Origin of the sequence: Dyella jejuensis (genome assembly GCF_044904675.1) — a bacterium.
GTDB lineage: Bacteria > Pseudomonadota > Gammaproteobacteria > Xanthomonadales > Rhodanobacteraceae > Dyella_B > Dyella_B jejuensis.
The window spans coordinates 40432-67380 of the sequence record NZ_JADIKJ010000005.1 but is presented as its reverse complement, the minus strand read 5'-3'; the positions used below and the strand labels follow the sequence as shown (position 1 = coordinate 67380).

The 26949-nt window shown below is 65.0% G+C and carries 23 protein-coding genes; 15 read left to right on the top strand and 8 right to left on the bottom strand.

Translation table 11 applies throughout. The features are described from left to right. Positions 1 to 77 precede the first annotated feature (77 nt). The gene (gene cysG, locus ISP15_RS06135) at positions 78 to 1517 is read right to left on the bottom strand and encodes a siroheme synthase CysG (protein WP_404546149.1); all 1440 of its coding nucleotides are present in this window, start codon (positions 1515 to 1517) and stop codon (positions 78 to 80) included. Between the two features lie 295 nt (positions 1518 to 1812). Here cysG and ISP15_RS06130 point away from each other — a divergent pair, with 295 nt between their 5' ends. Together ISP15_RS06130 and ISP15_RS06125 are read left to right on the top strand one after the other, a co-directional pair. Next, entirely contained in the window at positions 1813 to 2820 is a 1008-nt protein-coding gene (locus tag ISP15_RS06130; protein ID WP_404546146.1) for a LysR substrate-binding domain-containing protein, read from the top strand. Between the two features lie 217 nt (positions 2821 to 3037). After that, the gene (locus ISP15_RS06125) at positions 3038 to 3544 is read left to right on the top strand and encodes a DUF4019 domain-containing protein (RefSeq protein WP_404546145.1); all 507 of its coding nucleotides are present in this window, start codon (positions 3038 to 3040) and stop codon (positions 3542 to 3544) included. Positions 3545 to 3640: 96 nt separating this feature from the next. Here the strand turns inward: ISP15_RS06125 and ISP15_RS06120 are convergent, their stop codons facing one another. From ISP15_RS06120 to ISP15_RS06105, 4 genes are all read right to left on the bottom strand, one after another. Then, positions 3641 to 5386, bottom strand: coding sequence for a bifunctional sulfate adenylyltransferase/adenylylsulfate kinase (locus ISP15_RS06120; protein ID WP_404546143.1), 1746 nt, complete (start codon positions 5384 to 5386; stop codon positions 3641 to 3643). A 62-nt stretch (positions 5387 to 5448) separates the two neighbouring features. After that, entirely contained in the window at positions 5449 to 6171 is a 723-nt protein-coding gene (locus tag ISP15_RS06115; RefSeq protein ID WP_404546142.1) for a phosphoadenylyl-sulfate reductase, read from the bottom strand. After that, on the bottom strand, positions 6168 to 7865 hold the full coding sequence (gene cysI / locus ISP15_RS06110; protein ID WP_404546140.1) for an assimilatory sulfite reductase (NADPH) hemoprotein subunit: 1698 nt from the start codon (positions 7863 to 7865) through the stop codon (positions 6168 to 6170). The genes ISP15_RS06115 and cysI overlap by 4 nt, the downstream gene beginning before the upstream one ends. Positions 7866 to 7874: 9 nt before the next feature. Further along, entirely contained in the window at positions 7875 to 9704 is a 1830-nt protein-coding gene (locus ISP15_RS06105) for an assimilatory sulfite reductase (NADPH) flavoprotein subunit (protein WP_404546138.1), read from the bottom strand. 197 nt (positions 9705 to 9901) lie between these two features. Here ISP15_RS06105 and ISP15_RS06100 point away from each other — a divergent pair, with 197 nt between their 5' ends. From ISP15_RS06100 to glnE, 6 genes are all read left to right on the top strand, one after another. Then, positions 9902 to 11110, top strand: a complete 1209-nt coding sequence (locus tag ISP15_RS06100; protein WP_404546136.1) for an OprO/OprP family phosphate-selective porin — start codon at positions 9902 to 9904, stop codon at positions 11108 to 11110. A 189-nt stretch (positions 11111 to 11299) separates the two neighbouring features. After that, entirely contained in the window at positions 11300 to 12301 is a 1002-nt protein-coding gene (locus ISP15_RS06095; RefSeq protein ID WP_404546134.1) for a sulfate ABC transporter substrate-binding protein, read from the top strand. Positions 12302 to 12306: 5 nt separating this feature from the next. Then, positions 12307 to 13131, top strand: coding sequence for a sulfate ABC transporter permease subunit CysT (gene cysT, locus ISP15_RS06090; protein ID WP_404546132.1), 825 nt, complete (start codon positions 12307 to 12309; stop codon positions 13129 to 13131). After that, positions 13131 to 13985, top strand: a complete 855-nt coding sequence (gene cysW, locus ISP15_RS06085; RefSeq protein ID WP_404546130.1) for a sulfate ABC transporter permease subunit CysW — start codon at positions 13131 to 13133, stop codon at positions 13983 to 13985. The genes cysT and cysW overlap by 1 nt, the downstream gene beginning before the upstream one ends. A gap of 23 nt (positions 13986 to 14008) precedes the next feature. After that, positions 14009 to 15154 carry a sulfate/molybdate ABC transporter ATP-binding protein gene (locus ISP15_RS06080; protein WP_404546127.1) on the top strand — a complete coding sequence of 382 codons (1146 nt, stop codon included), beginning with the start codon at positions 14009 to 14011 and terminating at the stop codon, positions 15152 to 15154. 171 nt (positions 15155 to 15325) lie between these two features. After that, on the top strand, positions 15326 to 18178 hold the full coding sequence (glnE, locus tag ISP15_RS06075) for a bifunctional [glutamate--ammonia ligase]-adenylyl-L-tyrosine phosphorylase/[glutamate--ammonia-ligase] adenylyltransferase (RefSeq protein WP_404546125.1): 2853 nt from the start codon (positions 15326 to 15328) through the stop codon (positions 18176 to 18178). Between the two features lie 18 nt (positions 18179 to 18196). Here glnE and ISP15_RS06070 read toward each other — a convergent pair whose 3' ends face one another. Then, positions 18197 to 19168, bottom strand: a complete 972-nt coding sequence (locus tag ISP15_RS06070; RefSeq protein ID WP_404546123.1) for a mitochondrial fission ELM1 family protein — start codon at positions 19166 to 19168, stop codon at positions 18197 to 18199. Positions 19169 to 19299: 131 nt separating this feature from the next. Here ISP15_RS06070 and ISP15_RS06065 point away from each other — a divergent pair, with 131 nt between their 5' ends. The 7 genes from ISP15_RS06065 to ISP15_RS06035 all read left to right on the top strand — a co-directional run bounded on the left by ISP15_RS06065 (position 19300) and on the right by ISP15_RS06035 (position 24972). After that, positions 19300 to 19893: a malonic semialdehyde reductase gene (locus ISP15_RS06065; protein ID WP_404546121.1), complete on the top strand. Its 594-nt coding sequence runs from the start codon at positions 19300 to 19302 to the stop codon at positions 19891 to 19893. A gap of 46 nt (positions 19894 to 19939) precedes the next feature. After that, a complete protein-coding gene (locus ISP15_RS06060; protein WP_404546119.1) occupies positions 19940 to 20656 on the top strand; it encodes an MgtC/SapB family protein in 717 nt (238 codons plus the stop codon). 15 nt (positions 20657 to 20671) lie between these two features. Further along, a complete protein-coding gene (locus ISP15_RS06055; protein ID WP_404546117.1) occupies positions 20672 to 21265 on the top strand; it encodes a YceI family protein in 594 nt (197 codons plus the stop codon). Between the two features lie 202 nt (positions 21266 to 21467). Further along, positions 21468 to 21674, top strand: a complete 207-nt coding sequence (locus tag ISP15_RS06050; protein WP_404546115.1) for a zinc-finger domain-containing protein — start codon at positions 21468 to 21470, stop codon at positions 21672 to 21674. Positions 21675 to 21761: 87 nt separating this feature from the next. Then, a complete protein-coding gene (locus tag ISP15_RS06045; protein ID WP_404546113.1) occupies positions 21762 to 22886 on the top strand; it encodes a glycosyltransferase in 1125 nt (374 codons plus the stop codon). A gap of 51 nt (positions 22887 to 22937) precedes the next feature. Next, positions 22938 to 24197: an O-antigen ligase family protein gene (locus ISP15_RS06040; RefSeq protein WP_404546111.1), complete on the top strand. Its 1260-nt coding sequence runs from the start codon at positions 22938 to 22940 to the stop codon at positions 24195 to 24197. Beyond that, positions 24187 to 24972 (top strand): glycosyltransferase family 2 protein, encoded by a 786-nt coding sequence (locus ISP15_RS06035; protein ID WP_404546109.1) that lies wholly within the window; start codon positions 24187 to 24189, stop codon positions 24970 to 24972. Before ISP15_RS06040 ends, ISP15_RS06035 begins: the two co-directional genes overlap by 11 nt. Positions 24973 to 25052: 80 nt before the next feature. Here the strand turns inward: ISP15_RS06035 and ISP15_RS06030 are convergent, their stop codons facing one another. Further along, positions 25053 to 26129 (bottom strand): glycosyltransferase family 4 protein, encoded by a 1077-nt coding sequence (locus ISP15_RS06030; protein WP_404546107.1) that lies wholly within the window; start codon positions 26127 to 26129, stop codon positions 25053 to 25055. Continuing rightward, on the bottom strand, positions 26126 to 26902 hold the full coding sequence (locus tag ISP15_RS06025) for a polysaccharide deacetylase family protein (protein ID WP_404546105.1): 777 nt from the start codon (positions 26900 to 26902) through the stop codon (positions 26126 to 26128). The genes ISP15_RS06030 and ISP15_RS06025 overlap by 4 nt, the downstream gene beginning before the upstream one ends. Positions 26903 to 26949 lie beyond the last annotated feature (47 nt).

The following is a 26949-nucleotide window of genomic DNA, read 5'->3' as shown; positions in this document are numbered from 1 at the left end:
CGGGAGGCTTTGCGTAAGGGTTAACTCACGGAAATTTCGCAAGAAAATCCGGGTTGGCGCAACCGGGCTGTGCTATGTCACGCCGCGTCAGCCAGGGCGTTGGAAATACCTGAATGCGGGGGCGTCGGGCCAAGCAGTTCGCCGTACCAGTGCAGCGCGGGGGCGAAGTCCGCTACCTCTCCAAGGATCAGCAGGGCCGGCGCGCATACCGCGTGGTGGCGGGCAAGCTTCGGCAGGTCGCCCAAGGTGCCGACCAGCGTGCGCTGGCCCGGCAGCGAACCATTCTCGATCAGCGCGAACGGCGTGTCGGACGGACGTCCATGTGCCAATAACTTCCCGGTGAGTTCCTCGAGCTTGCCCACGCCCATATAGACGGCCAATGTCTGTCGCTCGCGAGCCAGCTCCACCCAATCCAGCGTATCCAGCGAATGCTGGCAATGCGCTGTCACCAGCCGTACCGAATGCGCGTGGTCGCGGTGCGTCAGCGGCACGCCGCCGTGGGCGGCGCAGGCGAGCGCGGCGGTGATGCCTGGGATCACTTCGTAGGCAATGCCATGTTCGCGCAGGAAGGCCAGCTCTTCGCCGCCGCGGCCGAAGACAAAGGGATCGCCGCCTTTCAAGCGCACCACCCGGCGTCCGGCCTGGGCATGTTCGAGCAGCAATGCGTGGATCGCCTCCTGCGGCGTGTGCGTGCCGCCGCCGCGCTTGCCGACGGCAAGCTGCAAGGCATCGCGGCGGGCCAGCTCCAGAATCTGCGGGCTGATCAATTCATCGTGAAGAATGACATCGGCTTCATTCAATGCACGCAGCGCGCGCAAGGTCAGCAAACCCGGATCACCGGGGCCGGCGCCGACCAGGGCGACCGAACCCGATCCTCGCGGTGGCTCGCGGTCGGCCAGTGCGGCCACCAACTGCTGCTCCGCGCGCATCGGATGGGCGGCACGCAGCAACGCGCTGACCGGTCCGTCATGCAGCCAATCATAAAAGCGGCGACGTGCACCGAGATCGGCATGGCGGGCGCGGATGCGCGCGCGGTAGCGTTGCGCGAGTTGCAGCAACGGACCCAGCGCGGGATCGAGCAGGCTCTCGATGCGTTCGCGCAGGCGGCGCGCCAGCACGGGCGCCGTGCCGCTGCTGGAGATCGCCACCAGCAGCGGCGAACGATCGATCACCGCGGGCACCTGGAAGCTCGACAGCGCAGGATCATCCACGACATTGACCAGCCGCTGCCTGGCGTGTCCGTCTGCGGCGATGCGCGCGTTCAAGCGGCGTGAACGTGTCGCGGCGATCGTCAGCCACATGCCATCCAGCCATTCGGATTGATAGGCGCACGCGCGATAGGTAATGCGTCCCTGCTGCAACAGTTCGCGCAGCTCCGGGCCCAGGACCGGCGCGCCCACCGTCACCCTGGCGCCGGCGCGCAGCAGCATCGAGGCTTTCCTGGCCGCCACGTCGCCACCGCCCACGACCAGCGCCGGACGGTTACTCAGATCGGCGAACAGCGGATACAGCTGCATCGGCAGCTCCAGTAGGCCAGGGCTTTGGCTCGTCACGGTAACCCTGCGGCAAATGCGACGGAAATGGCTGCTGGTGCCGAGGATATGGCGTTATGGCATGGGCCTTTTCATCACACTTCAAAGACAGCTAGATGTATAGACGTCCAAATAACGCTGTGTTAAGGTCCGGAGACAACCGGTATCATGCCGGTGCGGAGAGCATGATGAAACGCCGTCCAGGGTGGTTCGTGAGCTGTATGTGCTGCGCCATGCGCAACGCACAGCCCTGCACGCGACCCATCCTGGAGCCGATCTCATGACCCTCACGCAACTTCGCTACATCGTCGCCATCGCCGACGCCGGCCTGAATATCACCCTGGCCGCCGATAACGTCCATGCCACCCAGTCCGGCATCAGCAAGCAACTCAAGCAGTTGGAAGGGGAGCTGGGCTTCCAGGTATTCACCCGCCGCGGCAAGAGCCTGGATGCGATCACGCCCGCCGGTGCGCAAGTGCTGGAGCGGGCGCGCAGCATCCTACATGAGGCACGCAACATCCGTGCGCTGGCCGCCAACCTGCGCGAGGAAGCCCACGGCGAACTGTCGGTAGCCACTACCCATACCCAGGCGCGTTTCGTCCTGCCCGAGGCGATCGCGCGATTGAAGCAGCACTATCCCGAGCTTGGCGTGCACATCCGCCCGCAGGGCGAGGGCCGCATCATCAGCTTGTTCGAAAGCGGCGAGGTGGACCTGGTGCTGGTCAGCACCAGCGGCCAGCCGCCGGAAGGCGGCATCGCCGTGCCGCTGTTCCGCTGGTACCGCCGCGCGATCGTGCCGCTCGGTCATCCGCTGGCCAAGCTTGGTCGACCGCTGCGGATCCAGGACCTGGCCGAATATCCGCTGGTGAGCTACGAATCCTCGCTGCAGCCCGAATCCTCGCTGCGTCGTTCCTTCGCCGCGGCCGGGCTCGTGCCGCGTATCGCTTGCACCTCCGTCGATGCCGATCTGATCAAGACCTACGTGCTGGCGGGATTGGGCGTGGGCATCCTGGCCGAGATGGCCGTGGGCGCCGCCGATGCGCGCGAACTGGTCACGCTCGACATCGACGACCTGCTGCCGGTTTGCACCAGCTGGCTGGTGCTGCGTCGCGACCATGTGCTGCGCAGCTACGTGGCGCAACTGGCCCGATTGGTGGCGCCCCAGATCGATGAAGCGGAACTGCGCCGCGTCGTTGCCGGGCATGCCGAGCCGCATTGGCCGGAGCCGCCGTTGTGGAACGAGTTACCGCAGCGCGGAGTCCGGCGTACCACATCGCGGGCAGCCTGAGTCGGGCAGCCCGTGCATCCGAGGCGCTTTTCCTGCGCCGGGCCAACGCGCCGGCAGGCGCATGCGGCGACGCTGACGGACAATCATTTAAGCCAAGCCTGAAGGCGGGCCGCATGCCGTCGTGACACGATGGGTTGCGCATCTCTAACGCGCAAACCACGCAGTCGTGGGGCTATTCGGGGATGAGTAGCTCCATCTTATTCATGGAGAGATATGTATGACGCATGCAACCCGTAATCCGACGAAGCTCGTCCGCCGTGTGCTGGGGGGATGTTTCGTTTCCGCCGCGTTGCTCGGCACCGGCGCCTCGCTGGCCCAGCAGGCTCCTTCAGGTCTGGAGAAGGCCTCCACCATCGCCGCCAAATGGGTGGTCCAGGCCGATGCCGGCCAGGCCGACGCGATGTGGAAGAGCAGCAGCCCGACCATGCAGAAGAGCGTGAACCAGGCGGACTGGGCCAAGTATGTCGCCAATCTTCGCCAGCAACTGGGTGCCGAGCAGAGCCGTCAGTGGATTGGCGTGAACAAGGTCGACAATCCGCAGGGCATGCCGCAGGGCGAATACCTCAACGTGGTCTATTCGACCCAATATGCCAAGCTCGCGACCTTTGAAACCGTATCGTTGAGCAAGAGCGGAAGCGGCTGGCTGCCGGTCGGGTACGTCGTGCGGCCTGCGCAGGCCGCGGCGGGCAACGCTGCGCCAAAACCGGCGGCAGGCGGCAAATAACGGCTCGCAACGAATATCCCGCATGCAGGGGAAGGCGGCCGCTACGGGCTCCATGGCGCGGCTGCCTTCCTCTTGTCGAGCAGGTCGGAGATCTGCTTACGCCAGGTCCTCCGCGCGCAACCATGCGATGACACGTTCGGCCGCCTCGTCGACGCTCACCTGGCTGGTGTCCACGCGCAGTTCTGGCGATGCGGGCGTCTCATAGGGATCGTCGATACCGGTGAAACCCTTGATCTTGCCCGCGCGCGCCGCGGCATAAAGCCCCTTGCGATCGCGCGCCTCGCATATTTCCAGCGGGGTAGAGACGTGGACTTCCACGAAACGCCCCTGCGTCTGCACCAGTTGCCGCGCCTCGGCACGCGCGCCGGCATAGGGTGCGATCGGCGCGCAGATCGCAATGCCGCCATGTCGCACCACTTCGCTGGCGACGTAGCCAATGCGAGTGATATTGGCATCGCGGTCCTCGCGCGAGAAACCCAAGCCCTTGGACAGATGCCGCCGCACTTCGTCGCCGTCCAGCACGGTCACGGGCCGGCTGGCAGTTTCCAGCAGGCGCGCCAACACCGCTTGCGCCAAGGTGGATTTGCCCGAGCCGGAAAGGCCGGTAAAGAACAGCGCAAAACCCTGGCGCGCGTTGGCCGGATGGCGCTCACGCAGAATCCTTGTCACGTCGGGGAAGGTGAACCATTCCGGGATCGCTTCGCCGTGATGCAGGCGCCGGCGCAGTTCCGTGCCGGAGATGTCACGGATTTCATCCTGCGCATCCACTTCATTCTGCGGCAGATACGCATCGCGGTTGGCGGCATAGACCATCGCCGGAAACGGCACGATGCGAATACCCAGCTCATGCTCATGCTGGGCCAGCAGTTGCTGTGCGGCGTATGGATCGTAGAACGGGTTGCCGTGCGCATCCTTGCCGGGACCGGCGTGATCGCGCCCGACAATGAAGTGACTGGCGCCATAGTTCTTGCGGATGATCGCGTGCCAAAGCGCCTCACGCGGGCCACCCATGCGCATCGCCAGCGGCAGCAGCGACAGCGTTGCATGCTCCTTCGGATAATGTTCGAGCAGCGCGCGGTAGCAGCGCACGCGCGTGTAGTGATCGACATCGCCCGGCTTGGTGCGTCCGACCGAAGGCTGGATCAGCAACTTCGCTCCGACCTGCCCGGCCGCGCGCAAAGTCAGTTCGCGGTGCGCGCGATGCATCGGGTTGCGCGTCTGGAACGCCACGATGCGATACCAGCCATGCTGGCGGAACCAATCGCGCAATTGCCGGGGACTGTGCCGCAGCGCGGTGAAGTCGTAATGCGCCGGCGGCTGGATGCCTTGCAGGCGTCCGCCGAGGTAGACCGACCCGGTGCGATCCAGCAGTTCGGCCACACCCGGATGGGTGCGGTCGGTGGTGCCGAACACGGAGCGTGCTTCGGCGATCCGATCCGGAAAATATACGTCCTGGACAGTGAGCACGGCCAGCGGCGTGCCTTGCGTATCGTTGAGGCTGACCTGTGCATGGTCCGGCAAGCTGGCGGCGAATGCCTCGTCCACGTCCAGCGTGATCGGGATCGGCCACAAGCTGCCATCGGCCAGCCGCATCTCCGCGACGACGCGATCGTAGTCGGTGCGTACCAGGAAGCCCTGCAGCGGCGAAAAGCCGCCATTGAGCAACAGCTCCAGGTCACACAGCTGGCGCTGGTTGAGCGTCCACTGCGGCAGCGAGGCACTGTGCCGCTTGAGCGCTTCGGCTTCCGCAGAAGGAAGGTAGAGTTCGCGCAGCACGCCGCCATGTGGCGCGACCAGCGCATCGTGTTCGGCCGAGGCGGTCTCGGCGGCAAGGGCTTTCATGCGGTTTCCTTATCGGGGTCGTTCTTTTTGGGTGACGTTTTGTTATGGCGTGTTGCCGACGGCTACACGTCCAGGTGCAATCCGCATTCGCGCTTGAGGCCGAAAAAGCGGGTGTCCTCCTCGCGCATGCCTGGCTCCCAGCGGCGTGTGGTATGCGTATCGCCGATCGATACGTAGCCCTTGTCCCACAGTGGGTGATAGGGCAAGTCGTGGCGGCGCAGGTATAAGCCAATGTCGCGATCGGTCCAGTCGATGATCGGATGAAGCTTCCAGCGACCGTGGCGATGATCGATGACCGGCGTCGCCGCGCGACTCAACGATTGCTGGCGGCGCAGTCCGGCGATCCAGGTGCTTGCGCCAAGTTCGGACAGCGCACGCTGCATCGGTTCGACCTTGGCCAGGCGGTTGTAATGGTCGAGTCCGTCGCGGCCCCGGTTCCACAGTTCACCGTGGCGAGCCTCCAGCCACGCGGGCGACAGTACGGGACGGACAATGTGCAGGTTCAGCGACAGCCGCTCGGTCAGCTCATCGATGAAACGATAGGTTTCGGCAAACAGATAACCGGTATCGACCACGATGACCGGAATGCGCGGCAATCGCTGCGTCAGCAAATGCAGCGACACCGCCGACTGCGCACCGAAGCTCGACGAAAGCACATGCAGGCCCGGCAGTTGCTGCAACGCCCAGTCCACGCGCTCTTCGGCAGTCAATGCCAGCAACCAGGCGTCGAGCTTGACCAGCGCACGCGCATCGCGGGCAGCTTGCTCGGGGGTAGGCTGGCTCATGCGAAAACGTCCACATCGATGGCGTGAGCGGCCGCAGGTAGCGTACCGCTGCGCACGAGAAAATCGCCAAAGTGCTCCTGCGCTTGCCGTTCGGCGGCGTAGCGTGCGAACAGTGCATCCAGTTCGGTCAGGATGCCCGCTTCGTCGATGTTCTCGCGCAACGTGCGGTTGAGCCGCTGCCCGGCGAAATCCGCGCCCAGGCGCAAGTCGTAGCGGCCTATGGCGCGGCCGACCAAGGCGATCTCGCCCAGGTAAGGACGGGAGCAGCCGTTCGGGCAGCCGGACAGGCGCAGCAGGATCGGTTCGTCGTGCAAGCCGTGGCGATCGAGCAGGGCTTCCAGCTTGGGCAGCAACTGCGGCACGTAGCGTTCGCTCTCGGCCATCGCCAGGCCGCACGTGGGCATTGCCACGCAGGCTACGGCGTGACGGCGGATGCCGCTGAGATGGCGATAGCCGTCCAGCTTGTATTCGGCCGCCAGCGCGTCGATAGGTTCGCGCTGCGCGGCCGGCACATTGGCGATGATCAGGTTCTGGTTGCAGGTCAGCCGGAAATCACCTCGATGTTGCTCGGCGATCGCGCGCAGGCCGCTGAGGTGTGGCCGGTCCGGCAGGTCGGCGAGCCGGCCCGATTCGATGTGCAAGGTCAGGTGCCAGCGCCCGTCATCGCCTTCCGTCCAGCCGTAGCGGTCGCCGGTGTGCTCGAAACGGTAGGCGCGCGAGGATTGCAGCGCAAAGCCGATACGGCGTTCAAGTTCAGCCTTGAAGGCAGCCAGGCCCATGCGATCGATGGTGTATTTCAGGCGCGCGTGCTTGCGCTCCTGGCGATTGCCATGATCGCGTTGGACCTCGATGATGCCTTCGGCGGTGCGCAGCAATTGTTCCGGTACCACGAAACCGATCACGCTGCCCAGCCGTGGATAAGTGCTCGGGTCGCCATGGCTCGCCCCCATGCCGCCGCCAATCGCGATATTGAAGCCAAGCAATTCGCCATGCTCGATGATGGCGATCAAGCCAAGGTCCTGCGCGAATACATCCACGTCATTGGTGGGCGGCACCGCTACGCCGATCTTGAACTTGCGCGGCAGATAGGTCGGTCCGTACAGCGGTTCGCTCTCTGCTTCGCCGCCGGCAACCAATTGTTCGTCCAGCCAGATCTCGTGGTACGCGCGCGTCCTGGGTTTGAGGTGTTCGGACAGGCGTTCGGCCCAGCGATACGCCACGCGATGCGCGGGAGTCGATACCGGATTGGCGCTGGCAACGACATTGCGGTTCACGTCGCCGCATGCCGCGATGGTGCTGACCAGGGCGTCGTTCATCGCCGCGATCGAACGCTTGAGGTTGCGCTTGAGCACGCCATGCAACTGGAACGTCTGCCGCGTGGTAATGCGCAGCGTGTGATTGGCCCAGGTGCGGGCGATATGGTCGAACGACAGCCATTGCGCGGGACTGAGCACGCCGCCCGCCAGGCGCGCGCGCACCATGAACTGGTACGCCGGCTCCAGCTTTTGCTTGCGGCGTTCCTCGCGCAGGTCGCGATCATCCTGCTGATAGCTGCCATGGAACTTCAGCAGCTTGTTATCGTCATCGCTGATCGCGCCGGTGACCGGGTCGGCCAGGCTCTCCACCAGCGTGCCGCGCAGGAAGCGGCTGTTGGCCTTGATGCGTTCAAATTCGGAAACCGTGCTATCGCTCATCGTAAGGCCTCAATACACGTCGCGGGCGTACCGGCCCTGCTGGATCAACTGGTTCAACCACGCCTCGGCATCTTCTGCCGTGCGGCCGCTCTGTCCGGCGACGATCGCGATCAGTGTCTGGTGTACGTCTTTCGCCATCCGGCTGGCATCGCCGCAGACGTACAGATGCGCGCCGCTATCGAGCCATTCGTACAGGCGCCGGCCTTGTTCGCGCAGGCGATGCTGGACGTAGATCTTGTCGGACTGGTCGCGCGAAAACGCGAGATCGAGCCGGTGCAGCTGGCCGTTCTTCAGTGCTTGCTGCCATTCCACCTGGTACAGGAAGTCCGAATCGAAATGCGGATTGCCGAACAGCAGCCAGTTGCGCCCGCTCGCGCCGCGTTCGGCGCGTTCCTGCACGAAGGCGCGAAACGGCGCCACGCCGGTGCCGGGCCCGATCATCACGATGTCGCGCTCATCCGCCGGCAGGCGGAAACGTTCGTTGGCCTCGATGAAGACCGGTGCGGTGTCGTTTTCGCTGCGCCCGGACAGATAACGGCTGGCGGCGCCCCAGCGAGCTTCGCCATCGAGCGCGTAATCGACGTGGCTGACGGTAAGGTGTACCTCCTCGCCGACCACCGCCTGGCTGGAGGCAATGGAATAGAGGCGCGGCGCCAAGGGACGTAATGCAGCGACCAGCGCATCCGCGGTCCATGGCGCGGGATGGTGGCGCAGCAGATCCAGCACCTGCCAGCGGGAGAACAAGGTCGCCAATGCATCGCGCGAGGCGGGCTGCAGCAGTTCGCGCAGCGCAGCGTCGCCACAGCGTTCGGCGTGCGCGGAAAAGAACGGGCGCGTCAGCTGGGTCAGTTCGCGGCGATCGCTCAGCCATGCGCGCAATGGACGTTCTTCCTCCGCCACCCGCACGGCCATCTCGCCATCAAGCTGTACGGCGCGCAGCAGCGCATCGACCAGGGCCGGCGACTGGGTCGGCCATACACCCAGCGCGTCGCCCGGCGCATAGCGCAGTCCGGAACCTTCCAATGACAGTTCCAGATGGCGCACGTCGCGATCGCTGCCGCGGCCGGTAATGCGCTGATTGAGCAGCACGGGTGCCTCGAACGGCTGCTCGCGGTGCCAGGCGGGCACGCTGCGCGCCGTGCGCAACGGCGTGACTTTGGCCAGCGGCGTGGACGTTTTCAGTTGTTCGCGCGCATGTTGCAGGGCTTGCTCCAGCCACGGCTGCGCCACCGTTTCCACGTCGACGTCCGCTTCACCCGCCGGCAGCAGGCGCTGCGCGTTGAGCGCGGCGAGGCGTTCATCCAGCTGGCGGCCGATGGCGCAGAAGTCCGGGTAGCTGGAATCGCCCAGGCCAAGCACGGCGTAGTGCAAGCCATCGAGTTTCGGGGCGCGCTGGCTGCCGAGGAATTCGACCAGGGTACGGGCATCATCCGGCGGTTCGGCGTCGCCTTGCGTACTGATCACGATGTAGAGCAGGCGTTCCTGCTTGAGTTCACGCAGCGGATACACATCGGCGCGAACCACGCGCGCGACCAGCCCGGCGCTGCTGGCGCGGCGGCCGAGTTCCTCGGCCAGACGCTTGGCGTTGCCGGTCTGGCTGCCATACACGATGGTCAGGCGGGCCTGCGTTTCCGCGACGGAGACAGGCTCGGCTGGCGCGGGCCTGCCACCGCCCTGGCGCTGTACCGCGACACCCGCCAGGTAGCCGGAAAGCCACTGCAGGGCCGGCGCTTCCAGTCCGTCGATCAGCCGCGCGACCAGCGGCTGCTTGTCTTCGGGCAGGGGTGATACGGTGGCGGCCGTCATCGCTGGATCGTCCTTGGACGTATAGACGTCCATATGATTCCAAGGATGTTAGAACTTCGTTTACCGGCGAAGAAATGATGGGGCGGCATATCCGCATGCCGTTCGCTCCTTTCTTTGCGCAAAACAGGCCGGGCAGGATGGAGTCAGGGCGCCGTTTCCCCGGGCGCTCCGATCAGGGGCTTTTCACCTATTCATCATGGGCGCCGCGTGCGGCGGCGCCGGAGCTATGCATGCCGCGAAGATCGAAGCTTGCCCACGTCATGATCACCTTGGCCGCATGGTCGGCGATGACCCTTTGGGCTGCCGGTGTCGCCCGGGCCGGCAACGATGACTGGCTCACTGATTGGCCCACCCACGCGCAACTGAGCGATGGCACGGATATCGGCCTGATCTTGCGCTATCAGTACGATGTGAACGACTTTTCGCACGACGACGGCAAATTCACGGATGCGCACACCAACCGGCGCAAATACCTGGGTCTCTATGTCAAGAAACCGGGCGTCTACGATGGCACGCTGTATTACGACTTCCAGTCCAGGCAGTGGCAGGATGCTTTCCTGCGCCTGCAGACGAAGGCCGTCACCGGTGACGACGATTTTGGCGCGATCCGATTCGGGCAAAGCAAGACGCCGGTGAGTTTCGAAGGCGTCACGACGTCGACGCAAACCACCTTCATCGAACTGGCGCTGCCCTCGCAGGCGGTCTACGAGAATCGCCGGATCGGCGTGGACTGGGCTATCCAGCGCACGCATTGGTTGGCCAGCCTGGGCTATTACAGCCACAACATGCAAGGGAAGGATCCAGGGCATACGCTGGCCGCGCGGGCCGCGTGGGTGCCCATCCATCAGGCCACGCATGTGCTGCACCTGGGCCTTGCCGTCTCGCGCGAACATCCTTATGGACTGGTAAATGCGCTGGGCGTGCAGCAGCCGGCCACGGCCAGCTTCAAGACGACGCCGGAAGCGGGGCTGACCACGGTGACGCTGGTCAGTTCGGGCACGCTTAGCGGCGTGGATCATATCGATCGCCTGGGCCTGGAAGGACTGTGGATCGACGGCCCCTGGTCGGTGCAGAGCGAATACCTGCAGGCGCAGACCACGTTCGACACCGGCAAGCCGCACTACGACCTCAGCGGTTATTACGTCTATGGCACCTGGGTGCTGACCGGGGAATCGCGCCAGTACCACGACGGCAACGTCAGCAACGTGATTCCCTCGCGTCCCTGGGGCGCGGTGGAATTTGCCGTGCGCTACAGCGAGCTGGACCTCAACGACGGCACGGTGCTGGGCGGCAAGGAGCATGACTGGACCGCCGGCGCGAACTGGTATCTCGGCACCCATCTGCGGTTCCAGGCGAATTACATCCGCGCCTTCAGTGACCGACGCGGCCTGGTGATTAATCCGCAAGTGGTGGAGTTGCGTGTGGAAGTCTTCATTTAAGGGACCATCCATGCTGCATGCGGCGAAAGAGACTCGGCATGTCGACAGCGGCCAGTGTCGCGGATTCTCGCTCGGTCATCGGAACTGATCGGCACTATGCATAGGACGAACCGCGATTTCGGCCATCCAGCCGTCCAAACCTATAGTCCAGCGTGGGTGTTCTCGCTCTGCTTACGGAGGTCGTTACGCATGAAACGAACATGGCTCATGCTTGCCGCGTTGCTTACCATGGGAGTTGGCCATGCCGTTGCCGCGGACACCAAGCTGCTGAATGTGTCCTACGATCCGACCCGTGAGTATTTCCAGGACGTGGATGCCGCCTTCAAGGCGCAATGGGCCAGGCAGGCCGGACAGAGTGTCACGGTCACCACGTCCAATGGCGGTTCGGGCAAGCAGGCGCGCGCGGTGCTGGATGGCTTGCAGGCGGACGTGGTGACGTTGGCGCTGGCCTATGACATCGACGTGCTGGCGGACAAGGGCCTGCTTGCCGAAAACTGGCAAACGCGGCTGCCGAACCATAGCTCGCCTTATACCTCGACCATTGTATTCCTGGTGCGCAAGGGGAACCCGAAGAAGATTCGCGATTGGCCTGATTTGGTCCGGCCCGATGTGCAAGTGATCACGCCCAATCCCAAGACCTCCGGTGGCGCGCGCTGGAATTTCCTGGCTGCCTGGGGCTGGGCTGCACGCCAGTCGAACGGCAACGCCGATAAGGCGCGTGCTTATGTCACGGCGTTGTACAAGAACGTTCCGGTGCTGGATTCGGGCGCACGCGGCGCCACCAATACCTTTGTCCAGCGCGGCATCGGCGACGTGTTGATCGCGTGGGAAAGCGAGGCACTGCTGACTTTGCAGGAATTCGGCAAGGACAACTACGAAGTCGTCGTGCCGTCCACGACGATCCTGGCCGAGCCGCCGGTAGCCGTGGTGGATTCGGTCGCCGCCAGGCACGGCACGCAGAAGGTTGCGCAGGCTTACCTGCAATTCCTGTACAGCCCGGAAGGCCAAGCCATTGCCGCCAGGCACTTTTTCCGGCCGCGGCTGGCGTCGGCCGTGGCCCATTACGCGACGCAATTCCCGGCAGTGAAAACCTTCACCATCGCCGAGCAATTCGGCGACTGGCGCAAAGTGCAAGCGACTTATTTTGCCGACGGCGGCGTGTTCGACCAGATCACCGAAGGGGAGCATTAGGCGCCGTGGGCCGTCATCTGCTGCCCGGATTCCGTCTCAGCACCGGCTATACCTGCGCGGTGCTCGGCAGTTGCGTGCTGGTGCCGCTGGCCGCGCTGCTGTGGACCGCGTGCGAACTCGGGCCCGCCGGCTGGTGGGCACAGATCGGCACGCGGCGCGTGCTGGCATCGTTGCGCCTGAGTTTCGGCGCCGCGTTGCTTGCTGCCAGCATCGACGTATTGCTCGGCCTGCTGGTGGCGTGGGTGCTGGTGCGCTACCGCTTTGCATTTCGCCGAGTGTGCGATGCATTGGTCGATCTTCCGTTCGCCCTGCCCACCGCGGTGGCCGGCATTGCGCTGACCGCGCTGTATGCACCCAATGGCTGGCTGGGCAGTCGCCTGGCGCCGTTCGGCATCGAGGTGGCGTATACGCGGCTGGGGGTGCTGGTGGCGATGGTGTTCGTGGGTTTGCCATTCGTCGTGCGCACGTTGCAACCGGTGCTGGAAGGCTTGGAAAGCGACCTGGAAGAAGCGGCCTATACCTTGGGTGCCTCGCCGTTGCAGCGCTTCTTCCGCGTCGTGCTGCCATTGCTGCTGCCCACTTTGCTGGCCGGCTATACGTTGGCATTGGCACGCGCCATCGGCGAGTACGGCTCGGTGGTATTCATTTCCGGCAACCGGCTGTTTCGTACCGAAATCGCGCCTTACCTGATCGTGCAAAAGATCGATTCGCAATACGACTATCGCGGCGGCGCCGCGCTAGGCACCGTGATGCTCGCGGCGTCCCTGGTGCTGCTGGTGGCGCTGGCCGTGCTGCAACGCTGGACGCGCCGCTGGGCGGTGTTGCGCTGATGGCGGTGGTCGCCGCCTCGCTCGGTGGCCGTCCCGCCTGGACGGTCCGCGCGGCGCGCGGCGCCCTGGTCGGCGCTGCGTTGATCGTGATGGCGTGGCTGCTGGTGCTGCCGCTGCTGGCAATTATCGCCGAGGCCTTTCGCCAAGGCGTCGCCTTCTATATCGATGCCATCCGCCAGCCGGACACGCTTGCGGCGGTCCGCCTCACCTTGACCATCGCCGCGATCGCCGTACCCCTGAACCTGGTCTTCGGGCTGGCCGCGGCCTGGTCGATGACGCATTTCGACTTTCGCGGCAAGGCCTTGCTCGGCGCCTTGATCGACCTGCCGTTTTCAGTATCGCCAGTAGTGGCAGGCATGATGCTGGTCCTGGTCTACGGCAGATACGGATGGTTCGGGCCATGGCTCGAAGCACATGGCGTACAGGTGATTTTCGCCATGCCCGGCCTGGTGCTGGCTACCGTTTTCGTTACCTTGCCGTTCGTGGCGCGTGAGTTGATTCCGCTGATGCAGGCGCAAGGCTCGGAACAGGAAGAGGCCGCGCTCACGCTCGGTGCTGGCGGATGGCAGATTTTCTTTCGCGTGACCCTGCCGAGGATACGCTGGGCGCTGCTCTATGGGGTGCTGCTGTGCAATGCGCGCGCCATGGGCGAATTCGGTGCGGTCTATGTGGTTTCCGGTCACTTGCGCGGCCTCACCAACACGCTGCCGCTCCAGGTCGATCAGCTTTACGAAGAAAATTTTTCCGCCGCCTTTGCAGTGGCTTCACTACTGGCCCTGCTTAGTGTGTTGACGCTTGGCATCAAGCGCCTGGTGGAGTGGCGGCATGGCAGCGTATTGCATGCGGTTCGCTAGGACTGCTGAGGAAGCGCGGAAACATGGGTATCGAGATCTCCCGTTTGCGTCGCCAGTTCGGTCAGTTTGCCGCGCTGGACGACGTCAGCTTGAACATCGCCGATGGCGAATTTGTCGCCGTGCTCGGTCCGTCGGGCTCGGGCAAGACCAGCCTGTTGCGTATCCTGGCCGGCCTGGATCATCCCGATGCCGGCAATGTACGGCGCGATGGCCAGGATCTGCTCGCGCTGGATGCGCGATGCCGCGGGGTGGGTCTGGTGTTCCAGCACTATGCGCTGTTTCCGCACATGACCGTGGCGCAGAATGTGGCGTTCGGCTTGCGCGTGCGGCCGTGGCGATCGCGGCCGCGCGCAGCGGTCATCAAGGCCAAGGTGGAAGAACTGCTGCGCCGGGTGGAGCTGGCCGACTTCGCCCACCGTTATCCGGCCCGGCTTTCCGGCGGCCAACGCCAGCGCGTGGCGTTGGCGCGCGCGCTGGCGATCGAGCCGCGCTTGCTATTGCTGGACGAGCCCTTCGGCGCGCTGGATGCACAGGTGCGTGTCAATCTGCGCCGATGGCTGCGCGAGTTCCATCGTTCGCTCGGTATCACGACGTTGTTCGTCACCCACGATCAGGAAGAAGCGCTGGAGATGGCCGATCGCGTGGTGCTGATGAATCGCGGCCGCATCGAGCAGATCGGCACGCCGGAACAGATTTACCGTCAGCCCGCCACGCCGTTCGCTTCGCGTTTCATCGCGCGCGGCCAGCCGCTTCCCGGTACGGTCGAGGATTCGACCTTGTGCATGCTCGGCCAGGCATTACGCCTGGAAGGCTGGGTCTCCGATGGCGTACACGATGTGGCAGTGCACGTCAGGCCGGAAGATATCCTGCTGATGCCGCCGCAGCATGGAAGCCTGTCCGCACGTTTGCTGAGCCTGCGGCATGTGGCCGGCAGCGTGCGCGCGGCACTGCACCTGGATGGCGTGGAACAGCCACTGGAAGCCGAGTGGAGCGAGCGCGACTGGGACCGGCATGGCGGCGTGAACGGCGAGGAAGTCAGCGTGCATTTTCAGAAGCTGACCGTCTTCGGCGAAGACGCGGATGGCCGCGTGCGTGTGCATGTGCATTGCCATCCGCCGCATTCGGATTCGCCCGTGACGATAGGGCCATGGCGCCGCGCCGAAGCGTGAATGCGAAGCCGGTGGAATGGTTAGCCCGATGTGCCCGATAAGGCGGGCGTCCATCGCAGCGGCTGCCACGGGCCAGACTCACCGGATTCTGCTTTTCCAATAGGATCGATAGGCAGGGCGGCGTGGCGCAAGGCCGCTGCTGTGGCCTGGGCGATCGGGCCATAATGCGCCATGGCCGTTACTTCCATTGTTACCGAATCTTCCGCGCTGCGCGCGCTGATCGATGACCGCTACGCGCAGCTGGTCGCGCGCTGCCGTGCCGCAGGCGTGCCGTTGCACGATGATGCGGGCGTGGCCGAACGTATTCGCCGCACCCTGCTGGCCAGCGATTTCGCGTTCGAGACATGGCGCAACCAGCCGCAGTTGCTTGCGCCGCAGGGACTCGAACGCCTGCGTTCGGGCAGCGATGCAGCAGCACGCATCGACGCCTTGAAGCTGGACGCGGATGAGGCGGCCAGCATGGCCGCCTTGCGCAGGTTCCGCCACGCCGAAGCCCTGCGCTTGGTGTTTCGCGACGTAAACGGGTTGGATGAGCTGCCGGAGATCCTTTCCGCCACCAGCGTGTTGTACGAAGTCCTGCTTGGCAGCGCACTGGAATGGTCCGAGCATATGCTCGCCACGCGCTACGGTCATGCGCGCGCAGCGGACGGCACGTTGCAGCGGCTGGTGGTGATCGGCTTCGGCAAGCTCGGTGGCAGCGAGCTGAATTTTTCTTCCGACATCGACCTGGTGCTCGCTTATCCGCATGGTGGCGAGAGCGATGGCGCGCGTGCGCTGGATAACAGCGAATATTTCGTGCGCATGGGAAGGCAACTGGTGCGCCTGCTGCACGAGCCGACCAACGACGGTATCTGTGCCCGCGTGGATTTGCGCCTGCGTCCGTTCGGCAGCGCCGGGCGCCTCGCGCTGCCTTTCAGCGCGATGGAACAGTATTACCAGCGCGAAGGCCGCGACTGGGAACGCTACGCATGGATCAAGGCGCGCACCGTGGCCGGCGATCACAGCGCGGGCAAGCCCTTGCAGGAAATGCTGCGGCCATTCGTGTATCGCAAGTATCTGGACTACACCGCCTTCGCCGGCTTGCGCGAGATGAAAGCGCTGATCGATGCCGAGGTGGCGCGCAAGGACCTGGCGGACAATCTGAAACTGGGCCCTGGTGGCATCCGCGAGATCGAATTCATCGTGCAACTGGTACAGCTGATTCGCGGTGGCCGCGAACCGGCGCTGCGCGTGCGCGGCTTGCTGCCGGCGCTGACCGCATGCCAGGCGCGCGGCCATATTCCGGCGGCGCGCGCGCGCGCATTGCGTGAAGCGTATGTATTTCTGCGCCGGCTGGAAAACCGTGTGCAAATGTTGCGCGATGCCCAGACCCACGATTTGCCGGGTGATGCGCTTACTCGCGAGCGGCTGGCGCTGGGGCTGGATTACCCGGCGTGGGAACCCCTGGCCGAAGAGCTTGCCAGGCACCGCGAGATCGTCGCCACCGAATTCGCCGCCGTGCTGATGCCCGAGGGCGGTGCCAAGGCCAGCGTGCCGGCGGGCGATGCGATCTTGTGGAAGCGCGCGTGCGACGAATCGCTCGATGCCGGCGTGCTCGAAAGTTCGGGTTTCATGCCGGGCGCGGACGCCGCCGAGGCCCTGCTCAAGCTGCCGCAGGCGCCGCAGTTGCGCGCGATGTCGGCGCGCGCGCGCGCGCAGCTCGATCACCTGATGCCGCAGTTGCTGGCCGTGGCTCGCGGTACTTCCGCGCCGGTAGCATGCCTGCTGCGTCTGTGCCGGCTGGTGCAGACCGTGGCGCGCCGCCCTTCCTATCTCGCCCTGTTGGAAGAACAACCCGCGGCGCGCAAGCGCCTGGCGCAACTATTTGCCGACAGCGCCTTTCTTGCCGAGCGCGTGATCGCGCAACCGCTGTTGCTCGATGATGTGCTCGATCCGCGCATCGACCAGCTGCCGCTCAAGCGCGCCGACATCAGCGCCGAGATCGCGCACGTACTGGCAACCCTGGACGAGCGCGAGGCCGAGGCGGAGCTCGAGCGCATCAATGAATTCAAATCGAGCATTGCGTTCCGGCTGGGCCTGGCTTTCAACGACGGGCGCGCCGATGCGGTCGCCACGGCGCGCCGGCTTGCCGCGCTGGCCGAAGCGGTGGTCAATGCGGTAGCCGCGCTGGCCGAACGCGAAATCGCGGCCCAGCATGGACGGCTGCCAGGCGAGGGTTCCGGTTTTTCGATCCTCGGTTACGGCAGCCTGGGTGGCGAGGAGCTGGGCTTTGCGTCCGACCTGGACCTGGTCTTTGTCTTCGACGGCCAGCGTGCCCAGTTGATGAGCGATGGCGCGCGTCCGCTGGAAGGTTCGCGCTGGTACCAGCGGCTCACGCAGCGGGTCATGAACTGGCTGACCGTGCTGACCCGCGCGGGCCGCTTGTATGAAGTGGATACACGGCTGCGGCCGGACGGTTCCAAGGGTTTGCTGATCGGCAGCCTGGAGGCGTTCGTGGCCTACCAGGAAAGCCGCGCCTGGACCTGGGAGCACCAGGCCTTGCTGCGAGCGCGGCCGGTGGCCGGCGACACGGTGTTGAATGCCGAACTCGCCGACGTGCGCCGTCGCACGCTGGCGGTGCCGCGCGAGCGCGCGGCGGTACTGGCGGAGGTAAGCAACATGCGGCAGCGCTGGCGTGCCGAACGCGATCGTTCGAGCGCGTCGCTGCTTGATCTCAAGCAAGGCCGCGGCGCCTTGCTCGATATCGAATTCGCATTGCAGGGCCTGGTGCTGGCGCATGCCGCGAACTCGCCGGCGTTATTGTCGATGACGGTCAATGCCGGCCTGATCGAAGCCTGCCGCGATGCGGGATTGCTGGATAGCGCGCAGGCGACGTGCTTCGTGCGCGCGCACGCCGAGTTATTGCGGCGCGCGCTGCTATGCACGCTGGATCTGCGTTCGCGCATTGCGCCGCGCGATGCCACGTTGGAAGCCCTGTGCGGCGAAGTCAGCGTCATAACGCATGCGCTGGGCTTTGCGTTCTGAGTTGTCCGCAAAACATCCCTAGGCCGCGAGCATGTGCCTGCGCAAGGCATCGGCGATCGACGCGGTTTCGCGCAGCGGGTGCTGGCGGGTTGGCGCTTGGCTGCGTAGATCGTGCAGCAGGCCTGCATCGCGCAGGCTGCGATGAAAGCGCGCGAGCTTGGCCGGCAGGGGCGTATCGACCAGCGTTTGCACCGCGCATCCCACGGCGCAGGCTTCGCTGAGCATGTTCACCGAATCAGGCGTTACCACCAGCCGGTCGGCCCAGCCGAGCACTCCGGGATAAGGATTGCTGCCGTCGTCGGGTCCGGTCCACAGCAAGCCGGGAATGTTGTGCAAGGCGGCGCGCATGACCTGCGCCACCGGGCCTGGCGTGCGGCGCGAGGTCAACACCAGCAGGCTGCCGCCGTCGACGCGCTGGCGTGCGAGCAGCAGGTCGGCCAGGCGTTGGGCATAGCCGGCATCGATGCGCACGCCCGTGCGTGGACCGCCCAGCAGCACGCCGATACGTGGACGCGGCAGATCGCTCAGCAGTGGCGTGGACTCGCGGCCGTCTTCCAGCCATGCATCGTCGACCGGATTCAGCGAGCCGAGCGGGGTCAGCACGTTGGGGCCCGTCAGGCCGTCGTGGCGCGGCGCGATGACGGTGTCCCAGTGCACTGGGTCGATGCGCGGATCGAGAATCTGCACGGTGTAGCAGTGGTGGTCGGCAAGTGCTCGCAGCATGCGGGTCAGCAACGCAGCGCTACGGCCACAACCGATGGCGACGGCCGGCCACGGCGGCGCGAAGCTGGCGCGTTGTGCCGCGGGCAGGGCGAACCGGCCACCGGCGGTCAGGCGCGGCGACAGCCACGACCACGGCGCGCGGGGCGACACCACCAGGTGACGCACCGGCATGCCCAGCCGCTCGGCCAGCGCCAGGGCCTGGCGCTGGTTGCCGGCGGCGTCGTCGGTGATCGCCCAGCATTCGCCCTGCGGCTTTGCGGCATTCATGCCATGTCCGTCGCGATTGTCGTCGGATCGTGCACAGTACGTTTCGCCTCGTTCGTCTCTGTTCGGTCCGGCTTGCGCTTACACTCTGCGCTGGTTGCGCCGCCCAGGCGCTCTTCATGCAGAGGATACCCATGAGCGAGAAGCTTGCCGAGGCAGCATTGGACCAATTGTTCCGCAGCGCGCGCACCTATAACGCCTTCCTGCCCAAGGAGGTGGACGACGAGCAGTTGCAGGCGCTGTATGAACTTGCGAAGTTCGGTCCGACCAGCGCCAATTCCTCGCCGATGCGCCTGGTATTCGTGAAGTCCGCGGCGGCCAAGGAAAAGCTCAAGCCATATCTCTCCGAAGGCAATCGCGCCAAGACGCTGGCCGCGCCAGTCACGGCGATCGTGGCCAACGATCATGCGTTCTACGAAAAGCTGCCGCAGTTGTTCCCGCATGCCGATGCCCGCAGCTGGTTCGTGGGCAACCAGGACCTGATCGATCGCACCGCGTTCCGCAATGCGACCTTGCAGGGCGCTTACGTGATCATGGCCGCGCGTGCGCTGGGCCTGGGCTGCGGCCCGATGTCGGGCTTCGACAATGCGGGCGTGGACGAGGCGTTTTTTGCCGGTACGTCGATCAAGTCGAATTTCCTGATCAACATAGGTTATGGCGATGCCAGCCGCGATATGTTCCCGCGCAGCCCGCGCCTGTCGTTCGGCGAAGCCTGCCGCGTGGAATGAAGCGGCTGCCGATGGCCGGCATGCGCTTCTCGGCTATGCTGACGTGATGATCCAACCGCTCGAAATCCTCTTGCGCCTGGCCCTGGCCGCGACGTTGGGCGCCGTGATCGGCCTCAACCGCAGTCGCAACGAATGGGCCGCCGGCATGCGCACGCACATGCTGGTGAGCGTGGGTGCGGCGCTCGCGATCATCGTATCCGCGTTCGGCTTCCGCGATGTGCTGGGGCAGCCGGATGTGGTGCTGGACCCGTCGCGTATCGCGGCCCAGGTGGTCAGCGGCGTGGGCTTCCTGGGCGCGGGCACGATCCTGTTCATGCAGCGCGAGCAGGTGGTGCGCGGGTTGACCACGGCAGCCGGCCTGTGGGCAACCGCATCGATCGGCCTCGCCGCCGGCAGCGGCCTGCTTGCCGCCGCGGTGATCGCCACCGGGCTGATCTGGCTGATCCTGGCCCTGCTCAAGCCACTGGAGCGTCGCCTGCTGGCATGGCGTCGCCGCGAAGGACCGAAGCTGCGCCTGCGCCTGGCCGACGCCACCGCGCTGGGCTCGGTCGAGGCGATCGTGACGCGCCAGCATTTGCCGTTGCGGAAAATGGTCCTGCGCCGCCAGGAAGATGGCGACGACCAGCTCGAATTGTTGTTTGGACCAGCCATGCGCACCGACCAGCTGACTTCGCTGGCGGACGAATTGCGTGAGTTGGAAGGTTTGCAGTCCGTGTCATTCGAGTCGGCACCGCAAGCGCCGCTCGTTCCCCCAACCGATTAAGGCAGGAGACTTTCCATGCGTACCCTTCGCTACGTGATGTTGGCCGGATTGCTCGGCGCGGCGGTGTCGGCCCAGGCCGCGCCGGTGACCTACAAGCTCGATCCCGGACACACCATGGTGCTGTTCAGCTGGAGCCACTTCGGCTTCTCCCATCCCACCGCCGATCTGGGGATTGCCGATGGCACGCTGGTGTTCGACCAGCAGCATCCGTCCCAATCCTCGGTGGAAGTGACCATGCCGCTGAGCAACCTGGATACGCATGTGCCGGCGCTCGACCAGCACCTGAAGCAGCCGGACTTCTTCAATGCGGACAAATATCCCGAGGTAACCTTCAAGAGCACCAGCGTGCAGCCGCTGGGCGGCAAGCGTTACAAGGTGACCGGCAATCTGACCGTGCACGGCGTGACCCGACCGGTGGTGCTCGATGCCACGCTCAACAATATCGGCACGCATCCGATGACCGGCCAGCCGGCGATCGGCTTCAATGCCACCGGCACGCTGAAGCGTTCGGATTTCGGCCTGGGCGCCTACGTGCCGAAGGTCAGCGACGAGATCCAGCTGAACATCACCACCGAGGGATCGGTGCCGAAGGCCGGCGCCGGGCACTGATGCAGGATGCCTCCCCGCCTTTCCGTGGAGAGGCTCCGGGTGAGCGGAACGTGTTGATGATGGATTCTCTTCGAGCGTTGCTGCGCGAGGAGGCCGTTGCGCCGAGCTGGCCCGCTCGGCGCAATCTTCCAATGACGAGCGGCAAGCGGGGCATCGCCCTGCTAACATTGCCAGCCCCAAGTCTTGCCCGGAGCTACACCCCATGTCGGGTTCCTCTGCCACCGCCACGCCCATCCTGGCGAATGCCGAAAATCGTTATGAAGTGACGCGTTCGGACCTGCCATTGTCCTGTCCGATGCCCGGCATGGCGTTGTGGAACTCCCATCCGAAGGTCTATCTGCCGATCGTCGAGGATGGTGGGGAGTCCGTATGTGCCTACTGCGGCGCACGTTACGTCTTGCGCGACTGAGCACTGGCCGCCATGCTGGCGCGGAAGGCGCCGCACGGCACGATTGGTGCTTGGTTTTTATGGATGAGAGTCGCGAATGAGGGAACCATGTCTGTTGCCGCCACGCCGGCCAGGGTGCTGACTGTTGTGCAGCTCATCCCTGCGCTCCGCGCGGGGGGAGCAGAGCGCTCGGTGCTGGAGATGGGACAGGCGCTGGTGCAGGCCGGCCATCGCTCGGTGGTGATCTCGGCGGGCGGGCGCATGACGGCGCAGCTGCAGGCCGAAGGCAGCGAACACATCACGCTGGATCTCGGCCGCAAGTCGTTGCGCACGCTGGGCCGGCTCGGCCGCTTGCGGCAGCTGTTGCGCGAATTGCAGCCGGACATCGTGCACGTCCGCTCACGCCTGCCGGCCTGGATGGGCTGGTGGGCGATCAAGGGCATGTCGCCCAAGCCCCATTTCATCACTACCGTGCACGGGCTCAACTCGCCGGGGCGCTATAGCGCCATCATGCTGCGCGGCGAGCGCGTGGTGGTGGTTTCGCAGACCGTGCGCGACTATCTGATCAGCCATTACCAGAAGCTGGATACCGCCCGCATCCGCATTATCCCGCGCGGTATCGATCCGGCTGCCTTCCCCTATGGGCACCGGCCGGACGAGGCCTGGCAGAAAGCCTTCTTCACGCAATATCCCGATCTGGCCGGCGCGCCGTTGCTGACCTTGCCCGCACGTGGCACGCGCCTGAAGGGCCATCACGATGCCGTCGGGCTGGTGGCTGAACTCAAGCAGCGCGGTATCGAAACGCGCCTGCTGCTGCTGGGCGTGATCGAGCCCGGCCGCGAGGCATACCTGCATGAACTCGAACAACTGGTGGCCGCGCGCGGCGTCGCCAGCCAGGTGGTCATGACCGCGCCGCGGGAAGACGTGCGGGATATCTACGCCATGTCTGCGCTGGTATTGCAGCTGTCGAACAAGCCGGAAGCTTTTGGCCGCACCGTGGTGGAGGCGCTGTCGCTGTGCCGGCCGGTACTTGGCTATGCCCATGGCGGCGTCGGCGAGCTGCTGGCCGAACTCTATCCGGCAGGCCGCGTGCCGCCGGGCGACCGGGAGCGCCTGGTCGAACGCGCCGCCGAGCTGCTGCGCGTTGCGCCACCCATTCCGCCGTTGCAACGCTATCGCCTGATCGACATGCAGCGCGCGGCGCTGGCGTTGTACGAAGAAGTCGCCGGCTAAACGTCCGCCGGTCGCGGCGCCTACAATGCGCGGTCGCCGTAATGGATCCGCATGAACGCCCCACTGAAACGCCTGTTGCGCTCATCGCTGCTGCCGTACTGGCTATTCGTGGCATTGCTCCCGTTCGGGCGTAGCGCCGAGCTGGTCACCTTGCTATGCCTGGTCGGCGTGCTGGTGGTCTGGCGAAACGATGGCCCAGGGTGGCTGGCCCAGCCCGGTGCGCGTTTATGGTTGTCGCTGCTGGCGTGCTACATCGGTGCCGCCTGGCTTTCGGCATTTACCGCAGTCGTGCCCGGCAAAAGCTGGAGTACGGCGCTGGCGTTGCTGCGCTATTTTCCGCTGGGCTGGTACGTGTGCTACGCCTTGCGCGGCGAACGACGCCTGCATGGGTTTTATCTTGCGCTAGCGATCGTTATCGCCGTCTGGGTGCTGGATGCGTGGATGCAGATGCTGACCGGCTGGAGCTTGCGCGGTCATGCCGAGGCGGAGCGCATCTCCGGCCTGTTCGGGGCGGATGACCCCAAGCTTGGCCCGACCCTGGCGATGCTCTCGCCATTCGTGTTGTGGGCGGCACGACAGCGTTGGAATACACGTGGCCTCGTCGTGGCCTTGCTGCTTTTGTTGGGGCCGGTGATGCTGAGCGGTTCGCGCGCGGCATGGATCTGCTTCGGCCTGGTCGCGCTGGCGTTCATCTGGCGCGAAGCTGGCTCGCTCGCACGCTTTGCCGGCGCTTGTATCGTGGCCGTGGCGATCGTGCTTGCCGCGGGGGGCATAGCCTGGAAAACCTCGACGCGGTTCGACGTGCGCATGCAGCGTACCCTGGCCGCCCTGGGCGGTAACGAAAGCGACATGAACGAAGCCACTACCGGACGCATCGACATCTGGCGCAACAGCCTGCGCATGATCCAGGCGCATCCCATCACGGGCGTGGGCGTGCGCGACTTCCGCTATGCCTATCCGCACTATGCGCCGGCGAACGACCATTTCATCGTCGCCGAGCACTGCGGCGAGGGCGAAGGGGCCTGCCATCCGCACCAGCTCGTACTGGAAATCCTCACCGAGACGGGCGCGGCCGGCTTGCTGCTATGGCTGCTCGGTCTGACGTTCGCATGGCGCGCGTGGCGGCGCGTCGACGCCCGCTGTCGCGCGGCCGCGTTTCCGGTGACAGTGGCGCTGGCGGTCATGCTGTTTCCGATCAATACGCATCTGGCTTTTTATTCGGCCTGGTGGGGCTTGTTGTTCGCCTGGCTGCTGGGATTATGGTGCGCGGCATTGTTTGCCGCGACGAAGGAGCCGTGCGATGGCGCGTGAACCGCTTTCGGTCGTGCTGATCACCTACAACAATGCCGACACGCTGGATGCCTGCCTGCGCGAAGTGGATTGGGCCGACGAGATCATCGTGCTCGATTCCGGTTCCACCGACAGCACGGTGGCGATCGCGCGCACGCATGGCGCGCGGGTGGAAGTGCATCCGTTCGACGATTACGGCCCGCAGAAACAGCGCGCCTATGAGCTGGCGCGCAACGACTGGATCCTGAACCTCGACGCGGACGAAATACTCTCGCCCGGTACCCGCGCCATCATCGAGCGTGCGCTCGACGATCCTTCGCATGCCGGCTTCCGCCTGCCGAGGCGGGAGCGCATGTTCTGGACCGTGCAGCATCGGTGGAGCCATCGCAATGGCCACCTGCGGTTGTTCAATCGCCAGCGCGGCGGCATGAACGACGTGGAGGTGCACGCCGCCGTCGAGGTCAAGGGGCCGGTCAAAACGTTGTGGGGCGCGGACTTCATCAATAACGGCGATGGCGAGGTGGCCGCGCGCGTGGAAAAGATCAATCGCTACAGCAGCGGCATGGTGGCGCACAAACTGCGTCGCGGGCAGCGTTTTACCGGTGTGCGCATGGTGATCTACCCGCCGTTGTTTTTCCTGCGCCAGTTCGTGCTGAAGCGCTATTTCCTCAGCGGCTGGGCGGGGTTTATTGCCAGCGTGCTCGGCGCCTTCTATGTATTCCTCAAGTACGCCAAATTGCACGAAGCGCGCAGGGCGAAAGGGCCGGCCTCCTCTTCGCTCCGAGGAGAGGATTGATGAGGAGGGGTGCATCCGCGGCCAAGTCGCATTGTTGCAAGGTTGCGCACGGCCGCCAGCCTTCTCAATGGAGTGAGCGGTCAGCCATTTCCGAGCAAGCGTACAAACTCGCTCGCGATCACGCGCGTGCTGAAGTGACTGTCGACGAAATCGCGCGCCGCGACGCCCATCGGCTCACGCACTTGAGCATCGCACAAGCGCAGGATCGCGTCGCGCCATGCGGCGACGTCGCCGGGCGGCAATAGCAGACCGGTAACCCCAGGCGAAAGCGTTTCGGGAATGCCACCGATGTCGCTGCCGAGTACCGGTGCGCCAGCTGCCTGCGCTTCGACGGATACACGCCCGAAGGTTTCGGTAGCGATCGACGGAAAGGCCAGCATCGAGATGGCGCTGTAGTAGGGATGCACCTCGTCGATCCAGCCCAGCATGTGATGGCGGTGTGCGAACGGTCCCGCTTCGATGCGTTCGCCCAGTGCCTGTGAGTCCGGACCGTGGCCAAGCCACATGCAATGCAGTCGCGGTTCCTGCGCCATCGCGCCGTCCATCGCTTCGAGCAGCGTATGGATGCCCTTGCTGCCATGGATACGGCCAAAGTAGCCAAGCACGATCACATCCCGCGGCATGCCGAGCCGATGCAGGATTGCGTTGCGCCGCTGTGCATCGGGCCGGCACAAATTCATGTTCACCGGGTTGTACAGCACGCGGACGAGTTGCGCCGGCACGCCGCGATCGAGATAGGCCTGGCGGGCATGCTGGGACACGGCAAAAAAACGTTGCGCCAGGCGGGGCAGCAGATAGCCGGAGATCCGGCTCATCGCCGGAGTGCGATGCCGGAACAGGGCTACCGGAATGCCCAGCAGGCGACCGATCAGGATCAACGGCCAATATTCCTTGCCGAAATTGCCGACCAGCCAATCCGGGCGAAGCTCGCGCGCGGCCTTGAAGGTGGCGCGATAACCGCGCAGGTCGAACACGTTGCGGAACTTGGCCGGATACAGACGCACGCCCGAATGAGCCAGGCTATGGGCAATCAGTCCATCTGGAAAGACCACCGCGCTGACTTGATGGCCCGCTTCGACCATGGCCTGGGCGAGTGCCACGAAGTGCGTGGCCGCCCCGGTGTTTTCCGGGTTGGTGCCGACAAAAAGGAATTTCATCCGTGAACGCTCGCTCGACGTCGATGTTCGTGACGCCTGTTTTCATAGTCGGTGAAAGCGCGCATGGCGAACTGCGGCAACACATGGTGTCGCGCAACCTGTACGCGCGGCAGCCGCCACAAATCCATGCCGGCCGTCGCGCGACCGCGCTGGGTGGTGGTCGCGGCGGCATAGCCCGATGCCTGGGTGAATGCGGCCACGCGGTCGTCCATGTCGCCGTAGGGATAGCAAAATTGGGTGACAGGCGCGCCGAGCTGATCTTCCAGTTCCGTCTTGCTGCCGGCGATCTCGTCGCGCAGTTGCGCGTCGCTGCATTGGGTCAGGCGCGGATGGCTGCGAGTATGCGCACCGACTTCCATGCCGCCGTCGTGCCATGCGCGCAATTGCGCGGCATTCATCAGCGGCTTTTCGATACCAAGCTTTTCCGCGTCCCAGCTGTTGCAGCGGCCGATGCCGCCGCTGACCACGTAACAGGTGGCCGTGAAGCCGTGGCGTTGCAGGATCGGTAGCGCGGACTCCAGGTTGTCGACGTAGCCATCGTCCAGCGTGATCACGGCGATGCGCCCGTGCCGTTCGCCGCGCAGGTAAGGCATGGCATCGTTCATCGACAGGCCGGTGTAACCCCATCGCGCGAGCAACCACATCTGCCGTGCGAAGGCGCCCGGACTCACGTACAGGCTGCGCCAGCGCCGCAGGTTGCGCGGCGCCCGGGCGATGTTGTGGTACATGAAAATCGGGCAGGCATGCGCCCTGGACTTTTCGCTCGGACTCATGCGGCACGTCCTGCCGGCTGCGCACGGAAGCTTGCGGCAATCGACGT

Excerpts from the sequence above, each read along its gene's own strand:
- cysG (WP_404546149.1), bottom strand. The coding sequence starts at position 1,517 with ATGCAGCTGTATCCGCTGTTCGCCGATCTGAGTAACCGTCCGGCGCTG.
- ISP15_RS06105 (WP_404546138.1), bottom strand. The coding sequence starts at position 9,704 with ATGGACGTCTATACGTCCAAGGACGATCCAGCGATGACGGCCGCCACC.
- cysI (WP_404546140.1), bottom strand. The coding sequence starts at position 7,865 with ATGAGCGATAGCACGGTTTCCGAATTTGAACGCATCAAGGCCAACAGC.
- ISP15_RS06025 (WP_404546105.1), bottom strand. The coding sequence starts at position 26,902 with ATGAGTCCGAGCGAAAAGTCCAGGGCGCATGCCTGCCCGATTTTCATG.
- ISP15_RS06080 (WP_404546127.1), top strand. The coding sequence starts at position 14,009 with ATGGGTATCGAGATCTCCCGTTTGCGTCGCCAGTTCGGTCAGTTTGCC.
- ISP15_RS06060 (WP_404546119.1), top strand. The coding sequence starts at position 19,940 with ATGATCCAACCGCTCGAAATCCTCTTGCGCCTGGCCCTGGCCGCGACG.
- ISP15_RS06115 (WP_404546142.1), bottom strand. The coding sequence starts at position 6,171 with ATGAGCCAGCCTACCCCCGAGCAAGCTGCCCGCGATGCGCGTGCGCTG.
- ISP15_RS06030 (WP_404546107.1), bottom strand. The coding sequence starts at position 26,129 with ATGAAATTCCTTTTTGTCGGCACCAACCCGGAAAACACCGGGGCGGCC.
- cysW (WP_404546130.1), top strand. The coding sequence starts at position 13,131 with ATGGCGGTGGTCGCCGCCTCGCTCGGTGGCCGTCCCGCCTGGACGGTC.
- ISP15_RS06125 (WP_404546145.1), top strand. The coding sequence starts at position 3,038 with ATGACGCATGCAACCCGTAATCCGACGAAGCTCGTCCGCCGTGTGCTG.
- ISP15_RS06065 (WP_404546121.1), top strand. The coding sequence starts at position 19,300 with ATGAGCGAGAAGCTTGCCGAGGCAGCATTGGACCAATTGTTCCGCAGC.
- ISP15_RS06120 (WP_404546143.1), bottom strand. The coding sequence starts at position 5,386 with ATGAAAGCCCTTGCCGCCGAGACCGCCTCGGCCGAACACGATGCGCTG.
- ISP15_RS06040 (WP_404546111.1), top strand. The coding sequence starts at position 22,938 with ATGAACGCCCCACTGAAACGCCTGTTGCGCTCATCGCTGCTGCCGTAC.
- ISP15_RS06055 (WP_404546117.1), top strand. The coding sequence starts at position 20,672 with ATGCGTACCCTTCGCTACGTGATGTTGGCCGGATTGCTCGGCGCGGCG.
- glnE (WP_404546125.1), top strand. The coding sequence starts at position 15,326 with ATGGCCGTTACTTCCATTGTTACCGAATCTTCCGCGCTGCGCGCGCTG.
- ISP15_RS06050 (WP_404546115.1), top strand. The coding sequence starts at position 21,468 with ATGTCGGGTTCCTCTGCCACCGCCACGCCCATCCTGGCGAATGCCGAA.
- ISP15_RS06130 (WP_404546146.1), top strand. The coding sequence starts at position 1,813 with ATGACCCTCACGCAACTTCGCTACATCGTCGCCATCGCCGACGCCGGC.
- ISP15_RS06045 (WP_404546113.1), top strand. The coding sequence starts at position 21,762 with ATGTCTGTTGCCGCCACGCCGGCCAGGGTGCTGACTGTTGTGCAGCTC.
- ISP15_RS06095 (WP_404546134.1), top strand. The coding sequence starts at position 11,300 with ATGAAACGAACATGGCTCATGCTTGCCGCGTTGCTTACCATGGGAGTT.
- ISP15_RS06035 (WP_404546109.1), top strand. The coding sequence starts at position 24,187 with ATGGCGCGTGAACCGCTTTCGGTCGTGCTGATCACCTACAACAATGCC.
- ISP15_RS06070 (WP_404546123.1), bottom strand. The coding sequence starts at position 19,168 with ATGAATGCCGCAAAGCCGCAGGGCGAATGCTGGGCGATCACCGACGAC.
- ISP15_RS06100 (WP_404546136.1), top strand. The coding sequence starts at position 9,902 with ATGCCGCGAAGATCGAAGCTTGCCCACGTCATGATCACCTTGGCCGCA.